General features: G+C 42.0%; 18 protein-coding genes, 4 tRNA genes and 1 pseudogene. 11 read left to right on the top strand and 12 right to left on the bottom strand.

Going from position 1 to position 19,990, the window contains the following annotated elements:
* The first annotated feature begins 16 nt into the window (after positions 1-16).
* Together LXF01_RS02375 and LXF01_RS02370 are read left to right on the top strand one after the other, a co-directional pair.
* Positions 17-832 (top strand): AraC family transcriptional regulator, encoded by an 816-nt coding sequence (locus LXF01_RS02375; protein WP_111885935.1) that lies wholly within the window; start codon positions 17-19, stop codon positions 830-832.
* Positions 833-928: 96 nt separating this feature from the next.
* Positions 929-1,699 (top strand): tetratricopeptide repeat protein, encoded by a 771-nt coding sequence (locus LXF01_RS02370; protein ID WP_180103021.1) that lies wholly within the window; start codon positions 929-931, stop codon positions 1,697-1,699.
* A gap of 54 nt (positions 1,700-1,753) precedes the next feature.
* Here the strand turns inward: LXF01_RS02370 and LXF01_RS02365 are convergent, their stop codons facing one another.
* Positions 1,754-2,419, bottom strand: a complete 666-nt coding sequence (locus tag LXF01_RS02365; RefSeq protein WP_267967533.1) for a fumarylacetoacetate hydrolase family protein — start codon at positions 2,417-2,419, stop codon at positions 1,754-1,756.
* An 8-nt stretch (positions 2,420-2,427) separates the two neighbouring features.
* Positions 2,428-2,925 carry a YcxB family protein gene (locus LXF01_RS02360; RefSeq protein ID WP_233944977.1) on the bottom strand — a complete coding sequence of 166 codons (498 nt, stop codon included), beginning with the start codon at positions 2,923-2,925 and terminating at the stop codon, positions 2,428-2,430.
* Between the two features lie 163 nt (positions 2,926-3,088).
* On the opposite strand from LXF01_RS02360, the pseudogene LXF01_RS02355 reads away from it, so the two are divergent.
* A pseudogene (locus tag LXF01_RS02355) lies at positions 3,089-4,390 on the top strand (SRPBCC family protein).
* Between the two features lie 93 nt (positions 4,391-4,483).
* Here LXF01_RS02355 and LXF01_RS02350 read toward each other — a convergent pair.
* The 4 genes from LXF01_RS02350 to LXF01_RS02335 all read right to left on the bottom strand — a co-directional run bounded on the left by LXF01_RS02350 (position 4,484) and on the right by LXF01_RS02335 (position 5,345).
* Positions 4,484-4,560: transfer RNA gene (locus tag LXF01_RS02350), tRNA-Arg, on the bottom strand.
* Positions 4,561-5,041: 481 nt separating this feature from the next.
* A tRNA-Arg gene (locus LXF01_RS02345) sits at positions 5,042-5,118 on the bottom strand.
* 45 nt (positions 5,119-5,163) lie between these two features.
* Positions 5,164-5,240: transfer RNA gene (locus LXF01_RS02340), tRNA-Arg, on the bottom strand.
* A 15-nt stretch (positions 5,241-5,255) separates the two neighbouring features.
* A tRNA-Ser gene (locus LXF01_RS02335) sits at positions 5,256-5,345 on the bottom strand.
* A 268-nt stretch (positions 5,346-5,613) separates the two neighbouring features.
* Between LXF01_RS02335 and rnr the strand changes: the two genes are divergently transcribed.
* The 7 genes from rnr (at position 5,614) to LXF01_RS02305 (ending at position 12,335) form a co-directional block, all read left to right on the top strand.
* The gene (rnr, locus tag LXF01_RS02330) at positions 5,614-8,031 is read left to right on the top strand and encodes a ribonuclease R (protein ID WP_180103020.1); all 2,418 of its coding nucleotides are present in this window, start codon (positions 5,614-5,616) and stop codon (positions 8,029-8,031) included.
* A 111-nt stretch (positions 8,032-8,142) separates the two neighbouring features.
* On the top strand, positions 8,143-8,277 hold the full coding sequence (locus LXF01_RS17500; RefSeq protein ID WP_257223233.1) for a hypothetical protein: 135 nt from the start codon (positions 8,143-8,145) through the stop codon (positions 8,275-8,277).
* Between the two features lie 6 nt (positions 8,278-8,283).
* Positions 8,284-8,520 carry a hypothetical protein gene (locus LXF01_RS02325; RefSeq protein ID WP_233944976.1) on the top strand — a complete coding sequence of 79 codons (237 nt, stop codon included), beginning with the start codon at positions 8,284-8,286 and terminating at the stop codon, positions 8,518-8,520.
* A 129-nt stretch (positions 8,521-8,649) separates the two neighbouring features.
* On the top strand, positions 8,650-10,689 hold the full coding sequence (locus LXF01_RS02320; RefSeq protein WP_180103019.1) for a M3 family metallopeptidase: 2,040 nt from the start codon (positions 8,650-8,652) through the stop codon (positions 10,687-10,689).
* Positions 10,690-10,729: 40 nt separating this feature from the next.
* On the top strand, positions 10,730-10,939 hold the full coding sequence (locus tag LXF01_RS02315; protein WP_171256675.1) for a YheV family putative zinc ribbon protein: 210 nt from the start codon (positions 10,730-10,732) through the stop codon (positions 10,937-10,939).
* A 16-nt stretch (positions 10,940-10,955) separates the two neighbouring features.
* Positions 10,956-11,393 (top strand): hypothetical protein, encoded by a 438-nt coding sequence (locus LXF01_RS02310; protein WP_180103018.1) that lies wholly within the window; start codon positions 10,956-10,958, stop codon positions 11,391-11,393.
* Between the two features lie 66 nt (positions 11,394-11,459).
* Positions 11,460-12,335, top strand: a complete 876-nt coding sequence (locus LXF01_RS02305) for a DMT family transporter (protein WP_180103017.1) — start codon at positions 11,460-11,462, stop codon at positions 12,333-12,335.
* An 87-nt stretch (positions 12,336-12,422) separates the two neighbouring features.
* Here the strand turns inward: LXF01_RS02305 and LXF01_RS02300 are convergent, their stop codons facing one another.
* The 5 genes from LXF01_RS02300 to LXF01_RS02280 form a co-directional block, all read right to left on the bottom strand.
* Positions 12,423-14,624, bottom strand: a complete 2,202-nt coding sequence (locus tag LXF01_RS02300) for a TRAP transporter large permease subunit (protein ID WP_180103016.1) — start codon at positions 14,622-14,624, stop codon at positions 12,423-12,425.
* 191 nt (positions 14,625-14,815) lie between these two features.
* Positions 14,816-15,388 carry a rhombosortase gene (rrtA, locus tag LXF01_RS02295; RefSeq protein WP_180173258.1) on the bottom strand — a complete coding sequence of 191 codons (573 nt, stop codon included), beginning with the start codon at positions 15,386-15,388 and terminating at the stop codon, positions 14,816-14,818.
* 41 nt (positions 15,389-15,429) lie between these two features.
* Positions 15,430-16,512 carry a hypothetical protein gene (locus tag LXF01_RS02290; protein WP_180092976.1) on the bottom strand — a complete coding sequence of 361 codons (1,083 nt, stop codon included), beginning with the start codon at positions 16,510-16,512 and terminating at the stop codon, positions 15,430-15,432.
* A gap of 519 nt (positions 16,513-17,031) precedes the next feature.
* Positions 17,032-17,418 (bottom strand): hypothetical protein, encoded by a 387-nt coding sequence (locus LXF01_RS02285; RefSeq protein ID WP_078189263.1) that lies wholly within the window; start codon positions 17,416-17,418, stop codon positions 17,032-17,034.
* Positions 17,411-17,668 carry an FAD assembly factor SdhE gene (locus LXF01_RS02280; protein ID WP_078189264.1) on the bottom strand — a complete coding sequence of 86 codons (258 nt, stop codon included), beginning with the start codon at positions 17,666-17,668 and terminating at the stop codon, positions 17,411-17,413. The genes LXF01_RS02285 and LXF01_RS02280 overlap by 8 nt, the downstream gene beginning before the upstream one ends.
* A gap of 181 nt (positions 17,669-17,849) precedes the next feature.
* Here LXF01_RS02280 and LXF01_RS02275 point away from each other — a divergent pair, with 181 nt between their 5' ends.
* Positions 17,850-19,022, top strand: coding sequence for an acyl-CoA dehydrogenase family protein (locus LXF01_RS02275; protein ID WP_180173257.1), 1,173 nt, complete (start codon positions 17,850-17,852; stop codon positions 19,020-19,022).
* Between the two features lie 44 nt (positions 19,023-19,066).
* Here the strand turns inward: LXF01_RS02275 and LXF01_RS02270 are convergent, their stop codons facing one another.
* On the bottom strand, positions 19,067-19,864 hold the full coding sequence (locus LXF01_RS02270; RefSeq protein ID WP_233944975.1) for an alpha/beta fold hydrolase: 798 nt from the start codon (positions 19,862-19,864) through the stop codon (positions 19,067-19,069).
* Positions 19,865-19,990: the final 126 nt, after the last annotated feature.

The following is a 19,990-nucleotide window of genomic DNA, read 5'->3' as shown; positions in this document are numbered from 1 at the left end:
TCAGGCAAAATTTCTCATGCGTCATAAAGCTCGTGCAGATCATACGCAGTTGCAACAACTTCCCACCAACGATGAAATTCAAGCAGCACTGTGGATCAGTTTTCGTGACGATCCTGCACTGTCTGTTTATCCCGTTCATGGACATGCTTGGGGCGAGTTTGTCTATGCCTTTAATGGCGTAATGGAAGTGAATATCAATCAGATTGACTATATTACCCCACCGCCTTATGGCATCTGGCTTCCCCCACATTTAGAACATAGTGGTTTAAATCGTACAGCGGTTTCACATGGAACCTTATATGTACATGAATCGCTATGTACTCACTTACCGAAACAACCGGGGATTTTACTCAGCTCACCTTTAGTTACAGCGATATTCAGCCATTTGCGTCTGTTGCATCAACAAGCCGATCTCATGGAAAATACGGCCGAATATCAACGCTTACTCCATGTGATCTTAGATCAACTGCATCAAGCCAAACTAGTCAGTAGTTATTTACCGCATTCGGATCACCCTGCCCTCAAACAGCTGCTTGATTATTTACATCAACATCCTGCGGATCAGAGCGCGCTTGAGCAATTGGCAAAGCGGATAAATATGACGGAACGTACTCTAGCGCGTTATTGTCAAAAAGAACTTGGGATGTCCCTGCATGAATGGCGACAACGTCTCAAAGTCATGAAAGCCATGTCCATGCTCAACGCAGGCCAAACCGTCGAAAATATTGCCTTAGAACTTGGCTATGCCAATGCCTCAGCGTTTATAAATATGTTTAAAAAATGGATGCTTTGCACCCCAGATCAGTTTAGGAAATCCGCTTTAAAGCCCTAAATGTGTTTAAATTTAGCTATAAGGGTCTCTATAAAGTGATTCAACAATCCGTTAAGATCAAAAAATCCACGAAGAATGATAAAGACTCCATTTCGAATGAATAAAAAAACCATTTTAGCGCTGTGTTTATCTGCCGTATTTTTAATGGCTTGTAGTTCCAAAGAACAGCGTGAATTTAAATCCGCGCTCAAAATAGCTCAAAGTGGTGATGCGACCGCACAAATGAAAGTGGGTGATTTATACCTCAGTGGAACAGGCACAGAACAAAATATCGAACAAAGTGTACATTGGTACAAAGCTGCTTCGGATCAAGGCACTACGGACGCATTCGCATGGTTGATGACCCAAGCTTATCAAGGTAACCCGCATGCAGATCAAGTGATTCGAAAGATGCAGCAAGATGGCAATATTTTCCTTGCACACTGGGTGCTAGACCTTGCAAAAAAGACTCATGATCCTGCTGCTGAATATACCGTTGGTTGGATGTACGACACTGGAAAAGGCTTAATTCAAGATAAGCACCAAGCGCAAATTTGGTATGAAAAAGCAGCCAAACAAAAGAATGTCGAAGCGATCAAAGTCTTGGGAAATCAACACTATTTTTCTGAACATCCTTCGTCAACACCCGACAAAGCAGCTGAATATTTAAGCTATGCCGCAGAACAAGGGCAAGATGCTGACGCGGCGATGAAAATGGCACATTATTATCATTATGACATTCGTGATGGTGAAAAAGCGCGACAATGGTATGCCAAAGCAGGTGCATTGGGAGACACCGACTCAAAGTATATGGCCGAGACCTATGAAGCATGGAAAGAGACAGGCCCTATACAACCCAATGAACCACCGCCAAGCAGTCATGAATAGGTCAATCAAAAAAGGCTGCATTAAGCAGCCTTTTATTTATATTTAGCCCACAGATTATTTGACAAAGGTTGTCCAGATATAATCCTGATTTTTTCCTTTCAGCGTCATTTTCAACTGCTCACCTGACTGTAGTGCCGCGACACCTGCAGGCGTACCGGTCATGACCACATCACCTGCTTCAAGACTAAACACTTGGCTAATATCTGCCAACAAAGTACCCACATCAAAAATCAGCAATGCAGTATCACCGTTCTGACGCAGTTCATCATTGACATGCAAGGTGTAATGCACATTTTTCCAATCTTGAACCACCTCTTGGACATCGACCCAATCCGCAAGGATACAAGAACCATCATAAGCTTTGGCACGTTCCCACGGCTGACCTTTTTTCTTTAAGTCATCTTGTAGATCACGCAAGGTCAGGTCTAGCCCTAAAGTCACAGCTCCGACTGCTTCTAAGGCTTTGCGTGGATCAGTTTCAGCCGATAAAGGACGATCAATACGTAAACTTAATTCGCACTCATAGTGGCAACTGCCCCATGCAGGATTCCATGAGATGCCTTGGTCTAATGCGGTTAATGCACTTGGCGGCTTCATAAAAAGTACAGGACGGTCAGGAATTGCATTGCCTAATTCTTTGGCATGATCTGCATAACTACGACCGACGCAAACAATTTTAGATGGACGTGACTGCATACTACTCCCTCTTTTGTTATGAATAGATTGTTTTAGTGCTGAAAAGTATTGCTAAAAATCGCTTGGTCCGCAGTATCTTTAAATGCACTTTTCGGCACAATAATCACGGTTTTATTTTTCAGCTCAAGCATATAGGTCAATTTGCCTTCAGCAAAATTTGCCACTTCAGCATAATGAAAGACATTCTTACGCCCATTGGCATAAATTTCTGCATAGTCTTGAAATAAATCAATACCTTGTTCACTTTTGCCTAATTGGTATTTTACAAACTGACGTTTAAACATCATCGGTAAAAACCAATAACGCATGATACCCTGAAGAAGTAAAAAGAAAGCACCCAGCCCAACATAGTAGGCACCGACACCATCTACACCTAAGTAAAAACCCCAGATGATAATCCCAAGGCTAATGGCTGGCGTTAAAAAACGCGTAAATTGCTTTTTGCCAAAAGTAGCTAGTGCAAAACCATCCTGTGATTCTTCTAGATTTAAAAAATAGCGCAGCGATAATGCAGGTAGATTCTCAGACATAAGCTTATGAATATTTAAAAATGAATTGCGCTAAATACTACACCACAATTCAAACTTGCTTCATGCTTTTTAATGGTCGGTTGTAACACTTCACTACTTCCCTTCCACCTAGAAATACGTTAAAAACAGCAACAAATAAAAGATTGCATACGCAGGATGTGACATGCAGATAACAAAAATAATCATGGTACTGGTGTTTCTGAGTGGACTGAGCATATCGACCAGTTGGGCCAAATTCGTTCAATGGCAACCCCAGATTCCTAGTAGTTTGGACTTGTTTAATGGCAATGCCAAAGCCTTGGCAAATCTTGCCGGTGATCACATCGTGATTTTTGCACATCCCTCACAGCAGATTAGTCTGCCCACGATGAAAGGAGGCCAAAAAGTCATTGGTAAATTTCAAAGTGCCGCCGTGGTTATCCCCACCAACAGCAAAAATGTGGCGAGATTACTCAGTAATTATCCAAACTATGCCGGCTTATTTCCCACGCTAAAATCTGCTGAGGTTTTGCAACAGCAAGGTTCAACCAGCCAAGTTGAATATCGCATCCATATTCCAACACCAATTCCGGTTTTAAACTTTAAAGAAACCGTGGTGATGCAGCACCAAATTGATCACAACAGCATTAATAGTTTGGTTCTGCAAGCACCGGTGCCCTTTGGTGCAGGAAAAATTGAATGGTTTGAGATCGATGCAACACACCTTGATTAGTGTGACCCAATGGGGCGATTTAAATCAGCCCAAAGGTTTTTGTTTAGCAAAATATTAAATGCCTTACCCGATGCTAAATTAGGGATTCCTGCGGGAACCAATGGTTTTTTACTCGAATCATTACAGCGCCGATTTAAAGCCTTTAGCAGCGAAACTCTCGCTGCAAATCAATTGCCTGAACTCAAATTAAATGCCTCTCAACTCGACAAAGTCACCCAATTAAGTCAAAGCTCGAAAGAACCTGTGTCCTTTATTTTGACAGCGCAGCGCGTTCCCTTTGGGCAAAATTATGAATTGATGCGCTTTAGCACCAGTTTTCAATATTATGCACAAGAGCCTTCGAGCTTACAGCGTTGGATTAATGTGTCTTCGTTCAAGCACTTATTTCCAAGACAAGTCAAACATATGCAAGTACAGAAAATTAATCCGCACCTCATGGATGCCGACTATAAAATTTCGGTGGGTTTAGGTGTGATCAATATTCCCTTTGATTTTAAGATGCGTTTTAACTATCCCGACTTACTGCAAAATCAATATACCGCAACCGGTGGAGACCTAAAGTTTGTCCGAGGTGCAATGCATATTCGCCCCTTACAACAAGGGTCGTTATTACAATTGACCAGTGCGGTGAAGATTGATGACAAAGCACCGTTTTTACTTCGTGCTATGCGCAGTATGCCGTATCACGACATGTTGCCGGCTTTAGGCGGAAATACGGTCTTTGCACTCAAAGTTAAACAGAAGTTAAGTTAGAACCTCGAGTGATGAGCTGAATTTATTGTTTTTAGCTATATTTCAGACACAAAAAAACCGCAACATGTGCGGTTTTTTCAATCTTGATCAAGTTGGTGCGCTCAGAGAGATTCGAACTCCCGACCCCTTAGTTCGTAGCCAAGTGCTCTATCCAGCTGAGCTATGAGCGCGACGTCTTGATGAGGCTCATTATACGTGATTTTTATTTTTTGTTAAGAGCTTTTTCATATAAATTTAACCAAACGCACAGCAAATAAACAATTACCCTTTAAACACGCTAAAAATCAGCTAGATTTACTTTTTTAATGGCTTTTGAATCACAAGTTTGAAATTTAAACTTAGCAATACTCACGTATAAATGCTCAAAATGGATAAAAAATATATTGCCCTCATTGAATCACGGCTTTAACTCACCCAACTTTTCTTTATCTTAGCTTTAAAAAAAATGCATCACCATGAACATCTGAAATAAGCGTTAATCTGTTGAAGAAAGCAAATGGAATAGAACGCTTTATAAAAGCAAAAGACAAAAGACAAAAGACAAAAGACAAAAGACAAAAGACAAAAGACAAAAGACAAAAGACAGGCTGCATCAAAACGATAAATCACAGGCACAAAAAAACCGCAACATGTGCGGTAATTTGTTCAAGTTGGTGCGCTCAGAGAGATTCGAACTCCCGACCCCTTAGTTCGTAGCCAAGTGCTCTATCCAGCTGAGCTATGAGCGCGTAACTTGTGTCGTCTTAAAAGACTACGTTTTCAGATTTACTTATTGGTGCGCTCAGAGAGATTCGAACTCCCGACCCCTTAGTTCGTAGCCAAGTGCTCTATCCAGCTGAGCTATGAGCGCGACATAAGTAAATCGTGGCGGTGAGAGAGGGATTCGAACCCTCGATACAGTTGCCCGTATGCATCCTTAGCAGGGATGTGGTTTCAGCCACTCACCCATCTCACCGTAACGTGCCGCCATAATACAAAGATCATGATACGACTGCAAGCACAGTCGTTATATTTTTTTCATTTTTTTACTCAATTAGATATTTTTTAAACGATTTTCAAAAAATTAGTGCAAAATTAGTTCAGCGCACACTGCTGTCCCCTACATTTCAGCTTTAAACCTTATAAAATATCGGCATAAAACACTTTATTGCAATCAATTGCGTGCAGTATCTGCTTGCATGACTTATGCTAATCCTAATCTTCTGATTTGAAGCCAAATACATATGAAAAACTGGGTCGACCCTGAAGCAAAAGCTGAAGCCGAACGTTATGACAATCCAATTCCAAGCCGTACTCTGATTCAAGAGACGATTGAACAACTGAAAACTGCAATGTCGCATGCCGATCTTGTAGAACATTTTGAAATTGCCGATCAAAAAAGTATTGATGCACTGAGTCATCGTCTGATTGCGATGGTTCGAGATGGTCAGTTGATGAAAGATGGATTTAAGTTCCAGCTTGCAGCTGAGCAACCGACTCATGAAGCAACGGTTTATATCAACTCAAAAGGTTTAGGCACAGCCAATATTAGCGGTGAAGATGACCTTTTACTTCCTGAGCGTGAGTTACGTCAGGTGTTTAATGGTGACCGTGTTAAAGTCCGCCAAACTTCGGTAGACCGTAAAGGCAAAGCATGGGGCTTTATTACTGAAGTTCTACAGCATCGTGTCAAAGAAATTATTGGTAAAGTGTCTGAGTATGAAGGTGAATATTTTATTCAGCCGGCAAATCCCAATGCACACCAACCGATTACGTTAGAAAGAGAATTAATCGAGCATGCCAAAGTCAAACTCGGTGACTCTGTACGTATTGCGATTGACAGCTACCCAACCAAAGAAGAATTTGCGACAGGTCATATTGTTCAGTCGATGGCTGATAAAGCAGACACTGAAATTATTATTCCGCAAACCATTTTAGAATTTGGTTTACCTTACGAATTCCCTGAAGCAGTACAACAAGAAGCCGACAGCTTTAAAGAACCGTCAGAACAAGACCGTGAAGGTCGTGTCGATTTACGTGATTTAGCACTTGTCACCATTGATGGTGAAGATGCCCGTGACTTCGATGATGCCGTGTATGCGGAAAAACGTCCGGGTGGTGGTTATCGTGTTGTGGTGGCAATTGCCGATGTCAGCCATTATGTACGTCCGGGTAAACCGCTCGATGACGAAGCTCAAGAGCGCGGTACATCGGTGTACTTCCCTCATTTTGTATTGCCGATGTTGCCTGAGGCGCTGTCGAATGGTTTATGTTCTTTGAACCCACACGTAGACCGTTTATGTATGGTCTGTGATTTAAACTTATCTCGCGCGGGTCGTGTCACTAAGTTTGAGTTCTATCCGGGTGTAATGCATTCAAAAGCTCGTTTGACCTATACTCAAGTGGCCGAATATTTTGAGGGTAATAGTCAAGCCATTCCTGAAGACCGTGATGTACGTAAATCGGTCAATACCTTATTCCAATTGTATCAAGTGTTGAAAGGCTTACGTGCTGAACGCCACGCGATGGAATTTGAAACCGTTGAAACTTATATGACCTTTGATGAGCTAGGCGGTATTAACGAAATCCTACCGCGTAGCCGTAATGATGCACACAAACTGATTGAAGAATGTATGTTGCTGGCAAACGTCGCAGCGGCAGAATATGCATTAAAAAATGAAATTCCAATGCTGTACCGTGTGCATGAGCCACCTGAGTTTTCACGCATTCAAAAGGTTCGTGATTTTGTGAAGTTATTGGGGCTACCATTCCCTGAACAGCCGACTCAAGCTGACTATCAAGCCGTGATTGATGCCACCAAAGACCGTATTGATGCTCCAAGCATTCATGCCGTTTTACTCCGCTCAATGATGCAAGCTTATTATGGCGCGAACAATGCAGGTCACTTTGGCTTGGCTTATGAAGCGTATACGCATTTCACATCTCCAATCCGTCGTTATCCAGACTTGTTACTTCACCGTGCCATCAAAGCACAATTGAAGAAAAAACCTTACCCAATTTCTGGCGCTTCGCTGGATGATGCAGGTGAACACTTCTCTGCGACCGAGCGCCGTGCAGATGAAGCTTCTCGTTCTGTCACTACATGGTTGAAGTGCCATTACATGCAGCAGCATTTAGGTGAAGAGTTTGTCGGCACCATCAGTGCGACTGCTGAATTCGGCCTATTTGTAACGCTCAAAGACTTATATGTTGATGGCATGATCCACGTCAGCCAATTGGGTGATGACTTCTTTATCTATGACCAACCGAGTCAGAGCTTAATTGGTCAATCTCGAGGTCAAGTTTTCAGTCTCGGCGATGAAGTGAAAATTAAAGTCGCTGGTGTAAATCTAGAAGAGCGCAAAATCGACTTTGAATTGATTCAACAATTGAGTCATGCAGGTCGTGCTATTCGAGCGCGTGCCCCTCGTGTTGCAAAGCCTACAGCCAAAGAAGAAGTCTTTTCAGAGCGTAAAACCAACGCTGCTGAAGATGGAGAACAGCCCATACGACGCAAAAAATCGAAATCTAAGCCCAGTTCATTCGGTAAAAAGCCTGCTAAAAAATCTGCAAGCAAATCTGAAGCGAAGGCTAAAGATAAAGTGAAGAAAAAATCTAAACCGAAAAAGAAAAAATCCAATGCAAAATCATCTGCGGATTAAGGTTTAAATCAAGAGCGCTTCGGCGCTCTTTTTGATTCTTAAATTAAAATTAAATGCTTGATATTTCAACTAATATTACTATCTTTTAGCCGTCTTTTAACGGCAGTTATTATGAAAACAATATTTACTGTACTACTAACATGTTCAATTTTATTCAGCACAGGGTGTGCAACCATGTTTAATGGTTCATCTCAAACGGTCAACATTCGTAGTAACGATGCCGATGCAAAACTCTATGTAAATTAATAGTATATGGGTAAAAACAATGCTGTTTATACTTTTAAAAAGAAAGAAAACTATGTTTTAAAGGCTGAAAAAACAGGCTGTAAAACGACTACAGTCGTTCCTACAAAAACGTTTGACCCTACAACCCTTCTCGGGGTTTTAGTCGACTGGGGAATTATTTCTATTTTAGTGGTTGATGGTGCGGCAACAGGCTCGTGGCAGAAATTCAATCAAACAAATTTTGTGATTGATCCTGATTGTTAATTCATCATTAAGCCTGCATTACATGTAGGCTTTTTATTTCATAATAAAGAATAAAAATATAAACCTTGATTTAACCTGCAACAAACCCTACATCTATAAATAACTCAGGATTTATATGAAGTAGAAAATATGACTTTAGAAAAGGCAACTTTGCCCGTTCCTCAATTTGATCAAATTACCTTAGATCAACTCAAAGAAAAAATTCAAAATGCGATTCAACACGGTCAACAATTTCTAAATGAACTGACGGTTGTTCCAGATTCGGTACAAAAACAACTGAATACGTTAGAACAGGTCGATGACCTTGAAAATAATATGAGTGAAGCTTGGGGTGTGCTCTCGCATCTAAATGCTGTGATGAATAATGCTGAAACTCGTGAACTCTATCAATCTTTATTACCTGGCCTGAGTGAGTACTATACGCAGCTAGGTCAACATACAGTGTTGTATCAAACGTATCAGCATGTACATGACAACAGTGTATTCGACACGCTTCCTGCAGCACAGCAAAGCGCGATTAAACTTGCGTTACGAGATTTTAAACTTTCAGGCGTAGCCTTAGAAGGTGAAGCGAAAAAACGCTATGCAGAAATATCTGCACGACTTTCACAGTTATCATCAGACTTTTCCAATCACGTATTGGATGCCACCCAAGCCTACTTCAAACCTTTAACTGAAGCGCAGCTCAAAGGACTACCTCAAGGCAGTATTGAACTTCTGAAACAATATGGTCAGCAACGCGAACTCGAACAGGCTGTAGCCACACTCGACTTCCCGTCTTATATTGCCATTATGACCTATGCAGAAGACCGCGAAGTGCGTGAAGCACTCTATAAAGCCTATACCACACGTGCTTCTGATCAGGCAGACTCTGCTGAATTTGATAATACAGCGGTCATGGAAGAAATCTTGAAACTACGTCAGGAAATGGCTAGCCTGCTTGGTTTTAACAACTACGCCGAATTGTCTTTAGCAAGCAAAATGGCACCCGATGTGGCAACAGTAGATCAGTTCCTGATTGAATTGGCAGAACATGCGCGTGCACCAGCAGAGAAAGAAATCGCTGAACTGAAAGCCATTGCAGCGCAAGACGGTATCACTGAGTTGCAACCGTGGGATGCCACTTTCTATTCAGAAAAACTCAAAGTTAAACAGTTTAATTTGTCACAAGAAGACCTGAAGCCCTACTTCCCTGCACCTAAAATTATTCAAGGCTTGTTCAGCATTGTAAATCGTCTCTATGGCATCAATGTAATCGAGCGTGAAGCGCCTGTTTGGCATCCTGATGCACGTTATTTTGAACTTGAAGATCAAGGCAGCGTGATTGGCGGTTTTTACTTTGACCTGTATGCACGAAGCGGTAAACGTGGCGGCGCATGGATGAGCGGCTTCCGTTCACGCATGCAAACTGAAAATGGTCTGCAAAAACCAATTTGCTACATGGTCTGCAACTTTACCCCACCTGTCGGTGAGCAAGCTGCTTTACTTACCCATGATGAAGTAACGACGTTGTTCCACGAATTTGGTCATGGCTTACATCACATGCTCACTGAAGTCGATAATATTGCTGTGGCTGGTACACATGGCGTGGCGTGGGATGCAGTAGAGCTACCAAGTCAATTCATGGAATTTTGGACTTGGGATCAAGAAAGTTTAGATTTACTCAGTGAACATATCGAATCAAAACAAACTTTACCAGCCGATCTGCTAAAAGCACTGCAAGATGCACGTTTCTTCCAGTCTGGGATGCAAACATTACGTCAAATTGAATTTGCCATGTTTGACTTAAATATCCATAAGGCCAACCCTGCTTTGGACGCTGCAGGCATCCAACAAACCTTAGACGATATTCGTCAAAAATATGCAGTTGCACCCACTACTTCGTACAACCGTTTCCAACATGGTTTCAGTCATATCTTTGCAGGTGGTTACGCTGCTGGTTATTATTCATACAAATGGGCAGAGGTTTTGGCAAGTGATGCCTTCGACCGATTCGAAAATGAAGGAATTTTTAATACTTCGACTGGCAAGTCGTTTAGACAATTTATTCTAGCAGTTGGCGGAAAAGATACGGCACTTGACGCATTTATCAATTTCCGCGGACGCGAGCCAAAAATAGATGCTTTGCTGCGTCATCAAGGTTGGACGAACGCATCTAAAAACGCTTAAACTAGAGACCTTAGTTAGATTCAAGGTAAGTATGATGACCATTAAACGACGCTTCATTGCAGGTGCAAAATGTCCAAAATGCCAAGCGATGGACCGGGTTGTCATGCTGACCTCTGGCGAAGACGAATGGATCGAATGCATTGATTGTGGTTACAGTGAAAATCGACCGACTCATGTCGATCAACCTGAACAACCTGCCGTGCCAGACGATATCGGTGTGATCCAATTTAAGCCACGTCAGCCTAAATAAAAATTAAGGTCAAGCAATGACAGAAGATCAAAGACATAATCCAAAATTGTTAGTTGGAATCATTGGGGGCTTAACGTTATTGATTGCTATCTTTTTTGCATATCAATGGTTAAGCAGCAGTACAGCAGATAAATCTGCACTTCAAGAAGAACTGGTCGCTGCACCGGCTAAACCGCCTGTTGCAACCCCTGTCCAATCTGAGACTGAAGCATCAGTCCCTGTCGCAGAGACTGAAACCCTTAAATTGGTCGAAGAAGACATTTTAGATGCAGCTGTACCTGAAAATGCCTCTTTAGCCAAAGAGGAAATTGCCAAATTAGATGACATTCAACAACAATTGAATGATCAGGAGCAAAGCTTAAAACAGCAACATTCAGATGCAGATGAGCTGATTAAACTGAAAGAAGAACAAATTAAATTACTCGAAGCACAGTTAGCACAACAAGCAAAATAACCGACCTCTGCTACACCATGCGTACTTATAGGCTAGAATATCATCAGATATTCTAGCCTTTTTGTTATGTCCACTACTACACCACAAAATATCCCCAAAGCAATTGGCTTTCTCATGCTATCAGCGCTGCTTTTTTCCATTATGGGGGTTTGTATACGCTTCGCATCTCACACAGTAGATAATGCCACCATCGTTTTTTTTCGCAATGCGGTTGGCTTATTGATCTTTCTACCTTTGATCCTACAAAAGGGCAGCACATTTTTTAGAACTGAAAAATTGTGGATGCATACATGGCGTTCAATTGTAGGCTTGGTGGCAATGTATGGCTTTTTTTATGCCATTGCCCACTTAAAACTCTCCAATGCCATGGTCTTCACCTATTCCTCGCCGATCTTCATCCCCTTAATTGCATGGTTATTTTTAAAAGAAAAAATGACCCTGAGTATGCTCATTGCCGCAGTCATTGGTTTGATTGGCGTCCTCTTCGTCGCAAAGCCCGATGCAGGAATGTTCAATCAGTTATCACTGATCGGACTGACCGCAAGCTTCTTGGCAGCCATGGCATTTGTCACTGTCCGTGCCCTTACAGCAACTGAACCACCTGAACGCATCGTGTTTTATTTCTGCTTTTTTGGCACGCTCATATCGATGATCCCGATGCTCTGGCTCTGGCGTCCTTATAGTTTAAAGGAGTTAGCTTTTCTGATTACAGCGGGACTTTTGGCCAATATCAGTCAAATTTTTATGTCCAATGCCTATAAGCTTGCACCCGCAGGTCAAATTGGTCCCGTCAACTATATCGCGATTATTTTTGCCGGTATTTGGGGCTTTACACTGTGGCAAGAATTGCCAGATATTTACAGCCTATTCGGCTTTGCTTTTATATTTTTAGCGATTTTGCTTTGTAGTCCGATCCTACAAAATAAATTTAAAGAGTCATAATAGTCTCATTCACTTACCATCAATCGCACAGCCCCTTATTCAATAAAAAAGCACCCGAAGGTGCTTTTTGTATAGCTCACTGCGAATTTATTGGTACCAACCAAACAGTTTCAGAATATAAGGAGCATAAGTCACGATCACCAAAGCTGGGAACAATACAAGGATCGGTAAAATCCAACGTTCATAGCGATAATAGAAATTGGTGTATTGGGCTTTTGCTTCTGCATCTGCTGCCCGCACCTCCTCATCCCCGACGGAGAGTCGTGTCAATAAGTGATTCAGCGCTACAGGTGGCGAAACATAACCGAGCTCAAAGGCAACCAAAACGATCATCCAGAAGTGAATCGGATGAATACCATTTTCATAAGCTACTGGTGCAATCGTTGCTGCAACCAAAATCACTGCCCCGAATGGATCTGTCGTCATACCAATAATCGCCAACAACAATGCGATAAAGGCCAACGAAATATAGATATTGCCCAAATGCGTTGGTAATAATTCAACGATCTCTGTCCGTTCAATCAAACCGCCGACACTTGCCGACAAGGCCATTAAGATAATTAATGCGCCAATGTGTCCAACCGTTTCTGAAGAAGCAAACCAAATTGAACTACCGAAACCACGACGGTTAGCCCCATGTCCACCATGTTCACGCATGAACTCAGAACTTTGCTCATGTTGTAAGCTGAGTTGTTCATGTGCATCTACAGTTTGCGAAGTAAAACGATCTGCAAACCAACGGTCAAACATAATGTAAACAATCAGAATAATCGGTAGAACCACAGGCGCGGTGAACTCATCCATTTGTGTATCTAAACCGTACTTGTAGAAAGCAATCACAAGCAAGGTCAGTACAATATACGGAATCACGGGAATGAATGCTTTGAGCATGCCCGGAATAGCCACTTTCGGCGATGCCACACGGAAACGTGTTTCTGCCAAGAATAGTGAAATACCCAAGAACAAGAATGCTGTTAGCCAGAACACATAGATACCGTGATCAAATAGTTCATCTGACGTGACATGGCGGCTATCAAGCATCGAGATCAAGATAATCAATAGACACGGACGAATGACCACACCTAAGGAACCTGACATTGCAGATACAGCGAGTGCGAACTGTCGACGAGAGCCAGAGTTCCACACTTCTTTATAAATAATTGCACCGGCTGCCACAACGAAAATCCCTGAAGCACCGGTATAAGCGGTTGGAATCGCCGCGGCAATCAGAATTAACCACGTCAAGGTCTCAGGTGCTAAGTTCCATGGACGTAAAATCCCCAAGAACAAATCCATCACACGCGTTTGGGTCAATAACATCCCGGCCCAAATAAACAGTGCAAGGTTCAGGAAAATCCCAGAGAATTCGACCAATTGTCCGAGGTAAATCCCCTGACCCATTGGGTAGTCCATAAAGAAGGTAAATGCTACACCCGTAATAATCGCCATAAAGGCATACAACGGTACACTCAATAGCGCAAAACCAATATTCCCCGCCCCCTGCTCTTTCGCCGCAGGTGGTTTAAAGAACTGATAAATACTGATGAGGGTGACAATACCAAACAGGGCTAACCACAACCAATATACCGCCAAAGTTTCTGTGGTCGATTTCACCCCAGAATTCAGGACTGAATTAAATTGGCTATATACCGAGAAGGTTAATAGGCCATTACCAATCGCCATGAATAAAGCATAGACTTTATAATCCAAGCGTGTTGTTGGCGCACGTAGACCGATATGGTGAAATTTCACTGAAGCGGTAATGGCAGATACCAAGACCATCAATAAAAGAATCAATACACGGTTTTCAGAACCAAATTTAAAGATGCCAAAGAATGTCGTTTCAATCGCACGATAAGTACGAATACTTGGATGCTCATCTAAATAAGCTTTTGCTTTGTCATAAAATTGGAATTTTTCTTCACATTGCTGTACACCTGCCATGACTGATGCACGTACATCGGATTCAGATGCTGTACCAAAAATGTCAGCAAATTCGTCAGCCGCATTGGCTTTCATTTGTGTTTGCACCATTTTTTCTACATCTGGGTGGCGGTCACAATCTGGCTTGGTCGGTTCTGCACGTAAAAATGAATACTGCATCCCAATGCTTTCATTACCATACAAACGCTCACCAGTACGCAGAAGCTGACCATGAATCATCTCCCCTGTCCCGATAATCAATGTAAGCAGAAGCAAGATCAACACGACTAGAGTCGAAATCCATTCTGTCCAGACATACCTTAACAGCCCGACGATGCCGGATCTGTTTTGTGTATCATTTTGCATGAGTCTTCCTATTTTTTATTTTGGAGCCTAGCGGGGCCAAGCATCCTTTTCCTTATCGGCTCGAGAAGTTCCTTTCCCTGACCTAACTGTTTTATTATTACGTTTAAATTTGCATCAATATTCAAAACATTAAAATGACAATATGTATTTTCTTTTCGGTTTTTTTTGTCAACCCAATCACCTAAAGTGCGCTAGCGATCCCAGAAATAATTACCAATAAGATAAAACACGGCGATGACAATGCCCCAAATCACCCCCAATAAATGAGCTTCGACTAAAACGGGGCTTCCTATTAATTCAGCCGTTCCGGTGTTCCTCACGGTATTTTCCCACACCAATTTTGCCAAAATCAGCAAGAGAACAAAGGCTGCAAAATTTCGCTCCCGCTTATACATTAAATGTACGCAAGCGACTGCAACATAAGCGCCATGCAAGACACCAGATAATCCTGCATAGGCTTCAATATCGGGGAGGAAAAAATAGAAACTTAGACTGATTAAAGGAGATAAAATCAATAAAATGGCAACAAAATGCCACGTCGAAACTCTTGGAAAAATAAACGGTAAGCAGATAAAGGCCAACATATTTAAAGCAAAATGAATCCAACCGACGTGAACCCAATGCGCGGTCCATAAGCGCCAAAAGTCATGAAATAAGTCATCTTGCCAGTAGATAAAATAGTCCTTAAATACCTGTAGCGAGGCACAGATCGAAACGAATACGGCAAGAAAGACAATTTTCGGAATTAAAAATTGTGTTTTCATTTTCGCTCCTCCTGTACCTCACATTTGGACTACATGCTTTATTAATTTGTTGCAGCGCCACTCGTTTCTGTAGCACTACTGGTTTCAGCATCGCCACTAAACAAATCATCGAGTTCTGAACTATTGGCACTTTCATCCCAGAAATGTTCCATACCATCATCGCTGGTACGAACGCCTGTATGTTCAGTCCAATAACGATCTGAAATCCCTTTCACCATGCTTTCAGCCATACTATCGATGAGCTTAAATTGTGGATTAACAGGTTTTTCATCGCTACGCGCTTGTGCAAAGGTACGTAAGGCATCACGGATTTTCGCATCATCGCCACTGGCTTGTGCAGCAACTGCATATAACGCATGTGACAGTCTTACGCCTTTTTGCTCACCAATTTGCGCCGATTGTTTTAAGGTTTGGTATGGATCAGGTTTTCCATCTCCTGCACCCGGCAATAACGTCCAGATCACAGCGCGGGTTGCATTTGGTGCGCCCCAGAATTTTTCATTATTCAGACACACCATACCGCGTTCAACAATCGCAGCAATGTCTTTAGGAACGTTTACCGCCCCACCTGAGTTAATATCATTGGTCATGGCCTGTAAGCCACTTAACATTCCCAACATATACACTGTTTGGTCAATGTCGCTGTTCATTTTTGGACAGCCTTCACCTAGACTTTTCTTATACTTCTTTTCAAAACGATCTTGAAATAATTGATAGCCGGTATATTGACGCTGTGCCGCAAGTGCCGCCCAACGCTTTTGCTCAACACGGGCATCCTGTGCTTCGGTCACTTGGTTGGCTTTAGATGCACGTAAATAGCGTAACTCTGCGTCCAAGGCTTTTTGTTCTGCACAAATCCCTGCTGCTGAATACATCAACACAGCCACACGTGTTGGGTCTGCGCCCATATCTTTGGTGGCCATAATGGCTGGAGTTAATGAATTACCTGAATTACACACCATTTCAGCATCTTCCATGGCTAAAATTGGTGGCACAATATGTTTTTCGGTAAATCCGAGTGCAACATTAGCACCGGTTTTTACAACCTGCGAACAACCCGCGAATAATGTACTTGTTATTGCTACAACTGCCACACCCTGGCATATTTTTTGGACGCTCGACATTTTCCTGTCCTCTATAATTGTGTTTATGTCCATCACGACAAACATATCAGAAGCAAAAATTGAATAAAAGAGTATTTGCTCTAATTTGAACGACACACTGTGCCACGAATCACGTTGAATGCAATTGACTGATTTTTTACAAAGACTAAATTTTAGGCAAAAAAAAGTAGCATAGCGACGGTTCGGCACATGCTACTTATTAACTGTGAAAGCGTTTGACTGCTTATTTTTGAGTTAACTGTTCCTTCAGCACTGTTCCTCGTCGTCCTATAACAATTGCTAACACAATCGCTATTACCAGAAACATCCAAGTTGGCATCATCATGATGATTTCCTTTAACGGCTGTTGGTAAGGCTAATATATAGGCAGAGAATCACCGCATAGCTTAAAATTGTCAGACAATTTAAATATTTTGCCAATAAAATCCAATCCTGTCAGACAAGATTATTTTACCTGCAATATAAGATAATGAAATATTTTCATTTTATTGAATTTTAAAAATTAAGGCTGTCTAACAATTAGATCATTTTGGCCAATACTTTGAGTGATTTCCACTGTTTCAATGACAATTGATCGCGCCAAATAATCACTGGTTTTGCACGCGCATGCATAAAATACACCACGATATACATTTGATGATCCAAAATATGGCTAATTTGAACGCGTTGCACTGGACGGTTGAGCCGTTGCAAAGACCAATCAGTTCCATCCAAATAATCTAGACTGGTGACGTGTAAATGCTTACGGAAAAACAGTACATAAACCACTAGTCCAATGAGGAAAAATATCCCCCAAAGCATGGGTGTTAGTAACTGATAAAGCAGCGTCATCAATACCGCAAAAATAAAAAACTGAAACGCATGCGATAAAAAACTGCGTTTCAGTTTGAATTGCCGATTATCCATGAACGTAGTGTTTTAATTTTTGAATAAAGGTTTTTAATTCAGGACGTGGTGGTTCACTGACTTCCATAAACCAATCCAACAAATCTGGATCTTCTGCAGCAACGAGTTCTGCAAACATGTCTTTTTCAGCTGCATCGGCTTGTAAATAGTAATTTTTGACGTAGGGATCAAAATAAACATCAATCTCTTTTAAACCACGACGTGCGCGGTAGATCACTTTACGCTCTTCTAAGCTGATTTCATCAGTCATTGTCTTCCCCAATCGTTTAACCCGTCTAGTGTAACCCATCCACCGCATTGAAGTGGAGTGTTTTCAAAGATTGACCGAATGCTTCATCGCATTTACTGCTTTTGAATGTTCTGCACATTGCAGTCACACGCTGCATCTTATAAGTTGAGACAAAGCCATAAAAATGAATAGGATATTCAAAATGCAATCTGGAGCGATTCGCCCACTCAACAACATGCTGCCACGTCAATTATTTAATGCAGAACATGATGCATTTCGTGAAACAGTACGAAAATTTTATGAAAAAGAAGTTGTGCCCAATATCGAAAACTATGAAAAACAACAACATGTAGACCGTGACTTATGGAATAAAGCTGGTGCCATGGGCTTGCTTTGCCCGACCATGCCCGAAGCTTATGGCGGCTATGGTGTAGACCGGCTTTATAGCATGATTCTGATTGAAGAGCAGGCCTATGCCATGGACTCCTCTACCGGCTTTTCACTGCATTCCGACATTGTGGCCAATTATATTCATAACTTTGGCAATGAAGAACAAAAGCTGCATTGGCTGCCGAAAATGGCGTCTGGCGAAACTGTGACTGCCATTGCAATGACCGAACCGGGCACAGGTTCAGACCTACAGGCAGTTCGCACAACCGCTACAGAAGATGGTGATGACTATATTATTAATGGTTCAAAAATCTTTATCACCAATGGCTATTTATGTGACATGGCAATTGTGGTCTGCAAAACAGGCAATAATGAAAAAGGTTCAGCCAATTTATCGCTAATTATCGTCGAGGCAGATCGCGTCGGTTTTAGTAAAGGCAAACCTTTAAACAAAATTGGCATGAAAGGTCAGGATACCTGTGAACTGTTCTTTGACAATGTCCGCGTCCCTAAAAGCAACTTACTCGGCATGCAAGGTATGGGCTTTATGATGCTGATGAAGGAATTGGCTTGGGAACGTATGTTGGTCGCGATTATTTGCCAAGCCGGTGCAGAAGCAGCCTTTGCGCACACTGTTCAATACACCAAAGAGCGTAAGGCATTTGGCAAGACCGTATCTAGTTTCCAAAACACCCGTTTTAAATTGGCAGAGCTGCGCACTGAAATCGATTTTTGTCGAACTTATCTAGATCGCTGTATGGAGCTGCAACTTGAGGAACAGCTCGGTATTGATGCGGCAGCCGCTGCTAAATACAAAATTTCAGAGATGTTCTCCAAAGTCGTTGATGAGTGTCTGCAATTGCATGGTGGCTATGGCTATATGCTTGAATATCCAATTGCACGGGCTTATATCGACAACCGCGCCAATCGTATCTATGCCGGTACCAATGAAATTATGAAAGAGCTGATTTCCCGCTCTTTATAACAACAAAGCCCATCATCTGATGGGCTTTTTTCATTCTTTCGAGATCAACTTAAATCATTCACAAAATCACAGATCAGTGCAGTGACCAATGCGGGTTGCTCTTTATGCGGCATGTGATGAAGCCCTTCCAAAATCTCTAGTTCAGCATCACCTTGTATACCCGAAAAAAGTTTCTGAGCTTGTGCTGTCGTCCCGTATTCATCCAGTTCTCCATGGATGATCAAGCTTGGACACTGTACTTTTCCAACATATTGCTCGAGGTTCCATTGACGAAAACTCGGTGAGAGCCAAGTTTCAGTCCAAGCATCCAAAACCCATTGGGCTTTATCCCCATGATATTTAGCCAAGCGTTCAAGTTGTCCCAGCTGCGCAAACCCTATTTTGGCTTCACGTATACCCGATAATGTCAGTTCTTCCACTTCATACTGTGCTGCTATGGAGATCAGACCTCGACATTGTTCAGGGTATGTAGTGGCAATCACGACAGACATTCCCCCACCGACACTATGTCCCATCACGATAAACTGTTGAATGGAATAATGTTGAAGTAGCGCCTTAAAGCCCTGCTGTGCTTCGGCATAGACAAAATCAGTACTTAATACATCAGGATTTGCTGACGAACGACCAAAACCCAACCGATCATAAGCAATGACCTTTCTGCCAGACGCAGAAGCCAATTGCGCAGGAAAATCACGCCACAAATCCACACTCCCCAGTGAATCATGCATCAATATAATCGGGGCCAGATTTGCAGCTTTATCTGCAGTTTCAGGCTGCCAAGCTTTGCTATATAGCTCATAAGCATTTAATTTTATAAATTCTAAATGTTGTTGAATATTCACATTAACCCTGTGTGATTTTCCTTGTTTTCAACATGATATATTTTTCAACAAATAAAGCGCATCAAATAAAACCCTAAAGTCACTCATCTAAAGCAAAAAAAGGAGCATGATGCTCCTTTTTCTATA

The organism is Acinetobacter sp. SH20PTE14, assembly GCF_021391555.1.
Lineage (GTDB): Bacteria > Pseudomonadota > Gammaproteobacteria > Pseudomonadales > Moraxellaceae > Acinetobacter > Acinetobacter amyesii.
The sequence above is the reverse complement of the archived record's forward strand: the minus strand, read 5'-3'. Positions and strand labels throughout refer to the sequence as shown.

Coding starts and splice junctions, on each gene's coding strand:
- LXF01_RS02275 (WP_180173257.1), top strand. CDS start 17,850: ATGCAATCTGGAGCGATTCGCCCACTCAACAACATGCTGCCACGTCAA.
- LXF01_RS02370 (WP_180103021.1), top strand. CDS start 929: ATGAATAAAAAAACCATTTTAGCGCTGTGTTTATCTGCCGTATTTTTA.
- LXF01_RS02305 (WP_180103017.1), top strand. CDS start 11,460: ATGTCCACTACTACACCACAAAATATCCCCAAAGCAATTGGCTTTCTC.
- LXF01_RS02360 (WP_233944977.1), bottom strand. CDS start 2,925: ATGTCTGAGAATCTACCTGCATTATCGCTGCGCTATTTTTTAAATCTA.
- LXF01_RS17500 (WP_257223233.1), top strand. CDS start 8,143: ATGAAAACAATATTTACTGTACTACTAACATGTTCAATTTTATTCAGC.
- LXF01_RS02285 (WP_078189263.1), bottom strand. CDS start 17,418: ATGGATAATCGGCAATTCAAACTGAAACGCAGTTTTTTATCGCATGCG.
- rnr (WP_180103020.1), top strand. CDS start 5,614: ATGAAAAACTGGGTCGACCCTGAAGCAAAAGCTGAAGCCGAACGTTAT.
- LXF01_RS02280 (WP_078189264.1), bottom strand. CDS start 17,668: ATGACTGATGAAATCAGCTTAGAAGAGCGTAAAGTGATCTACCGCGCA.
- LXF01_RS02320 (WP_180103019.1), top strand. CDS start 8,650: ATGACTTTAGAAAAGGCAACTTTGCCCGTTCCTCAATTTGATCAAATT.
- LXF01_RS02300 (WP_180103016.1), bottom strand. CDS start 14,624: ATGCAAAATGATACACAAAACAGATCCGGCATCGTCGGGCTGTTAAGG.
- LXF01_RS02310 (WP_180103018.1), top strand. CDS start 10,956: ATGACAGAAGATCAAAGACATAATCCAAAATTGTTAGTTGGAATCATT.
- rrtA (WP_180173258.1), bottom strand. CDS start 15,388: ATGAAAACACAATTTTTAATTCCGAAAATTGTCTTTCTTGCCGTATTC.
- LXF01_RS02290 (WP_180092976.1), bottom strand. CDS start 16,512: ATGTCGAGCGTCCAAAAAATATGCCAGGGTGTGGCAGTTGTAGCAATA.
- LXF01_RS02325 (WP_233944976.1), top strand. CDS start 8,284: ATGGGTAAAAACAATGCTGTTTATACTTTTAAAAAGAAAGAAAACTAT.
- LXF01_RS02375 (WP_111885935.1), top strand. CDS start 17: ATGCGTCATAAAGCTCGTGCAGATCATACGCAGTTGCAACAACTTCCC.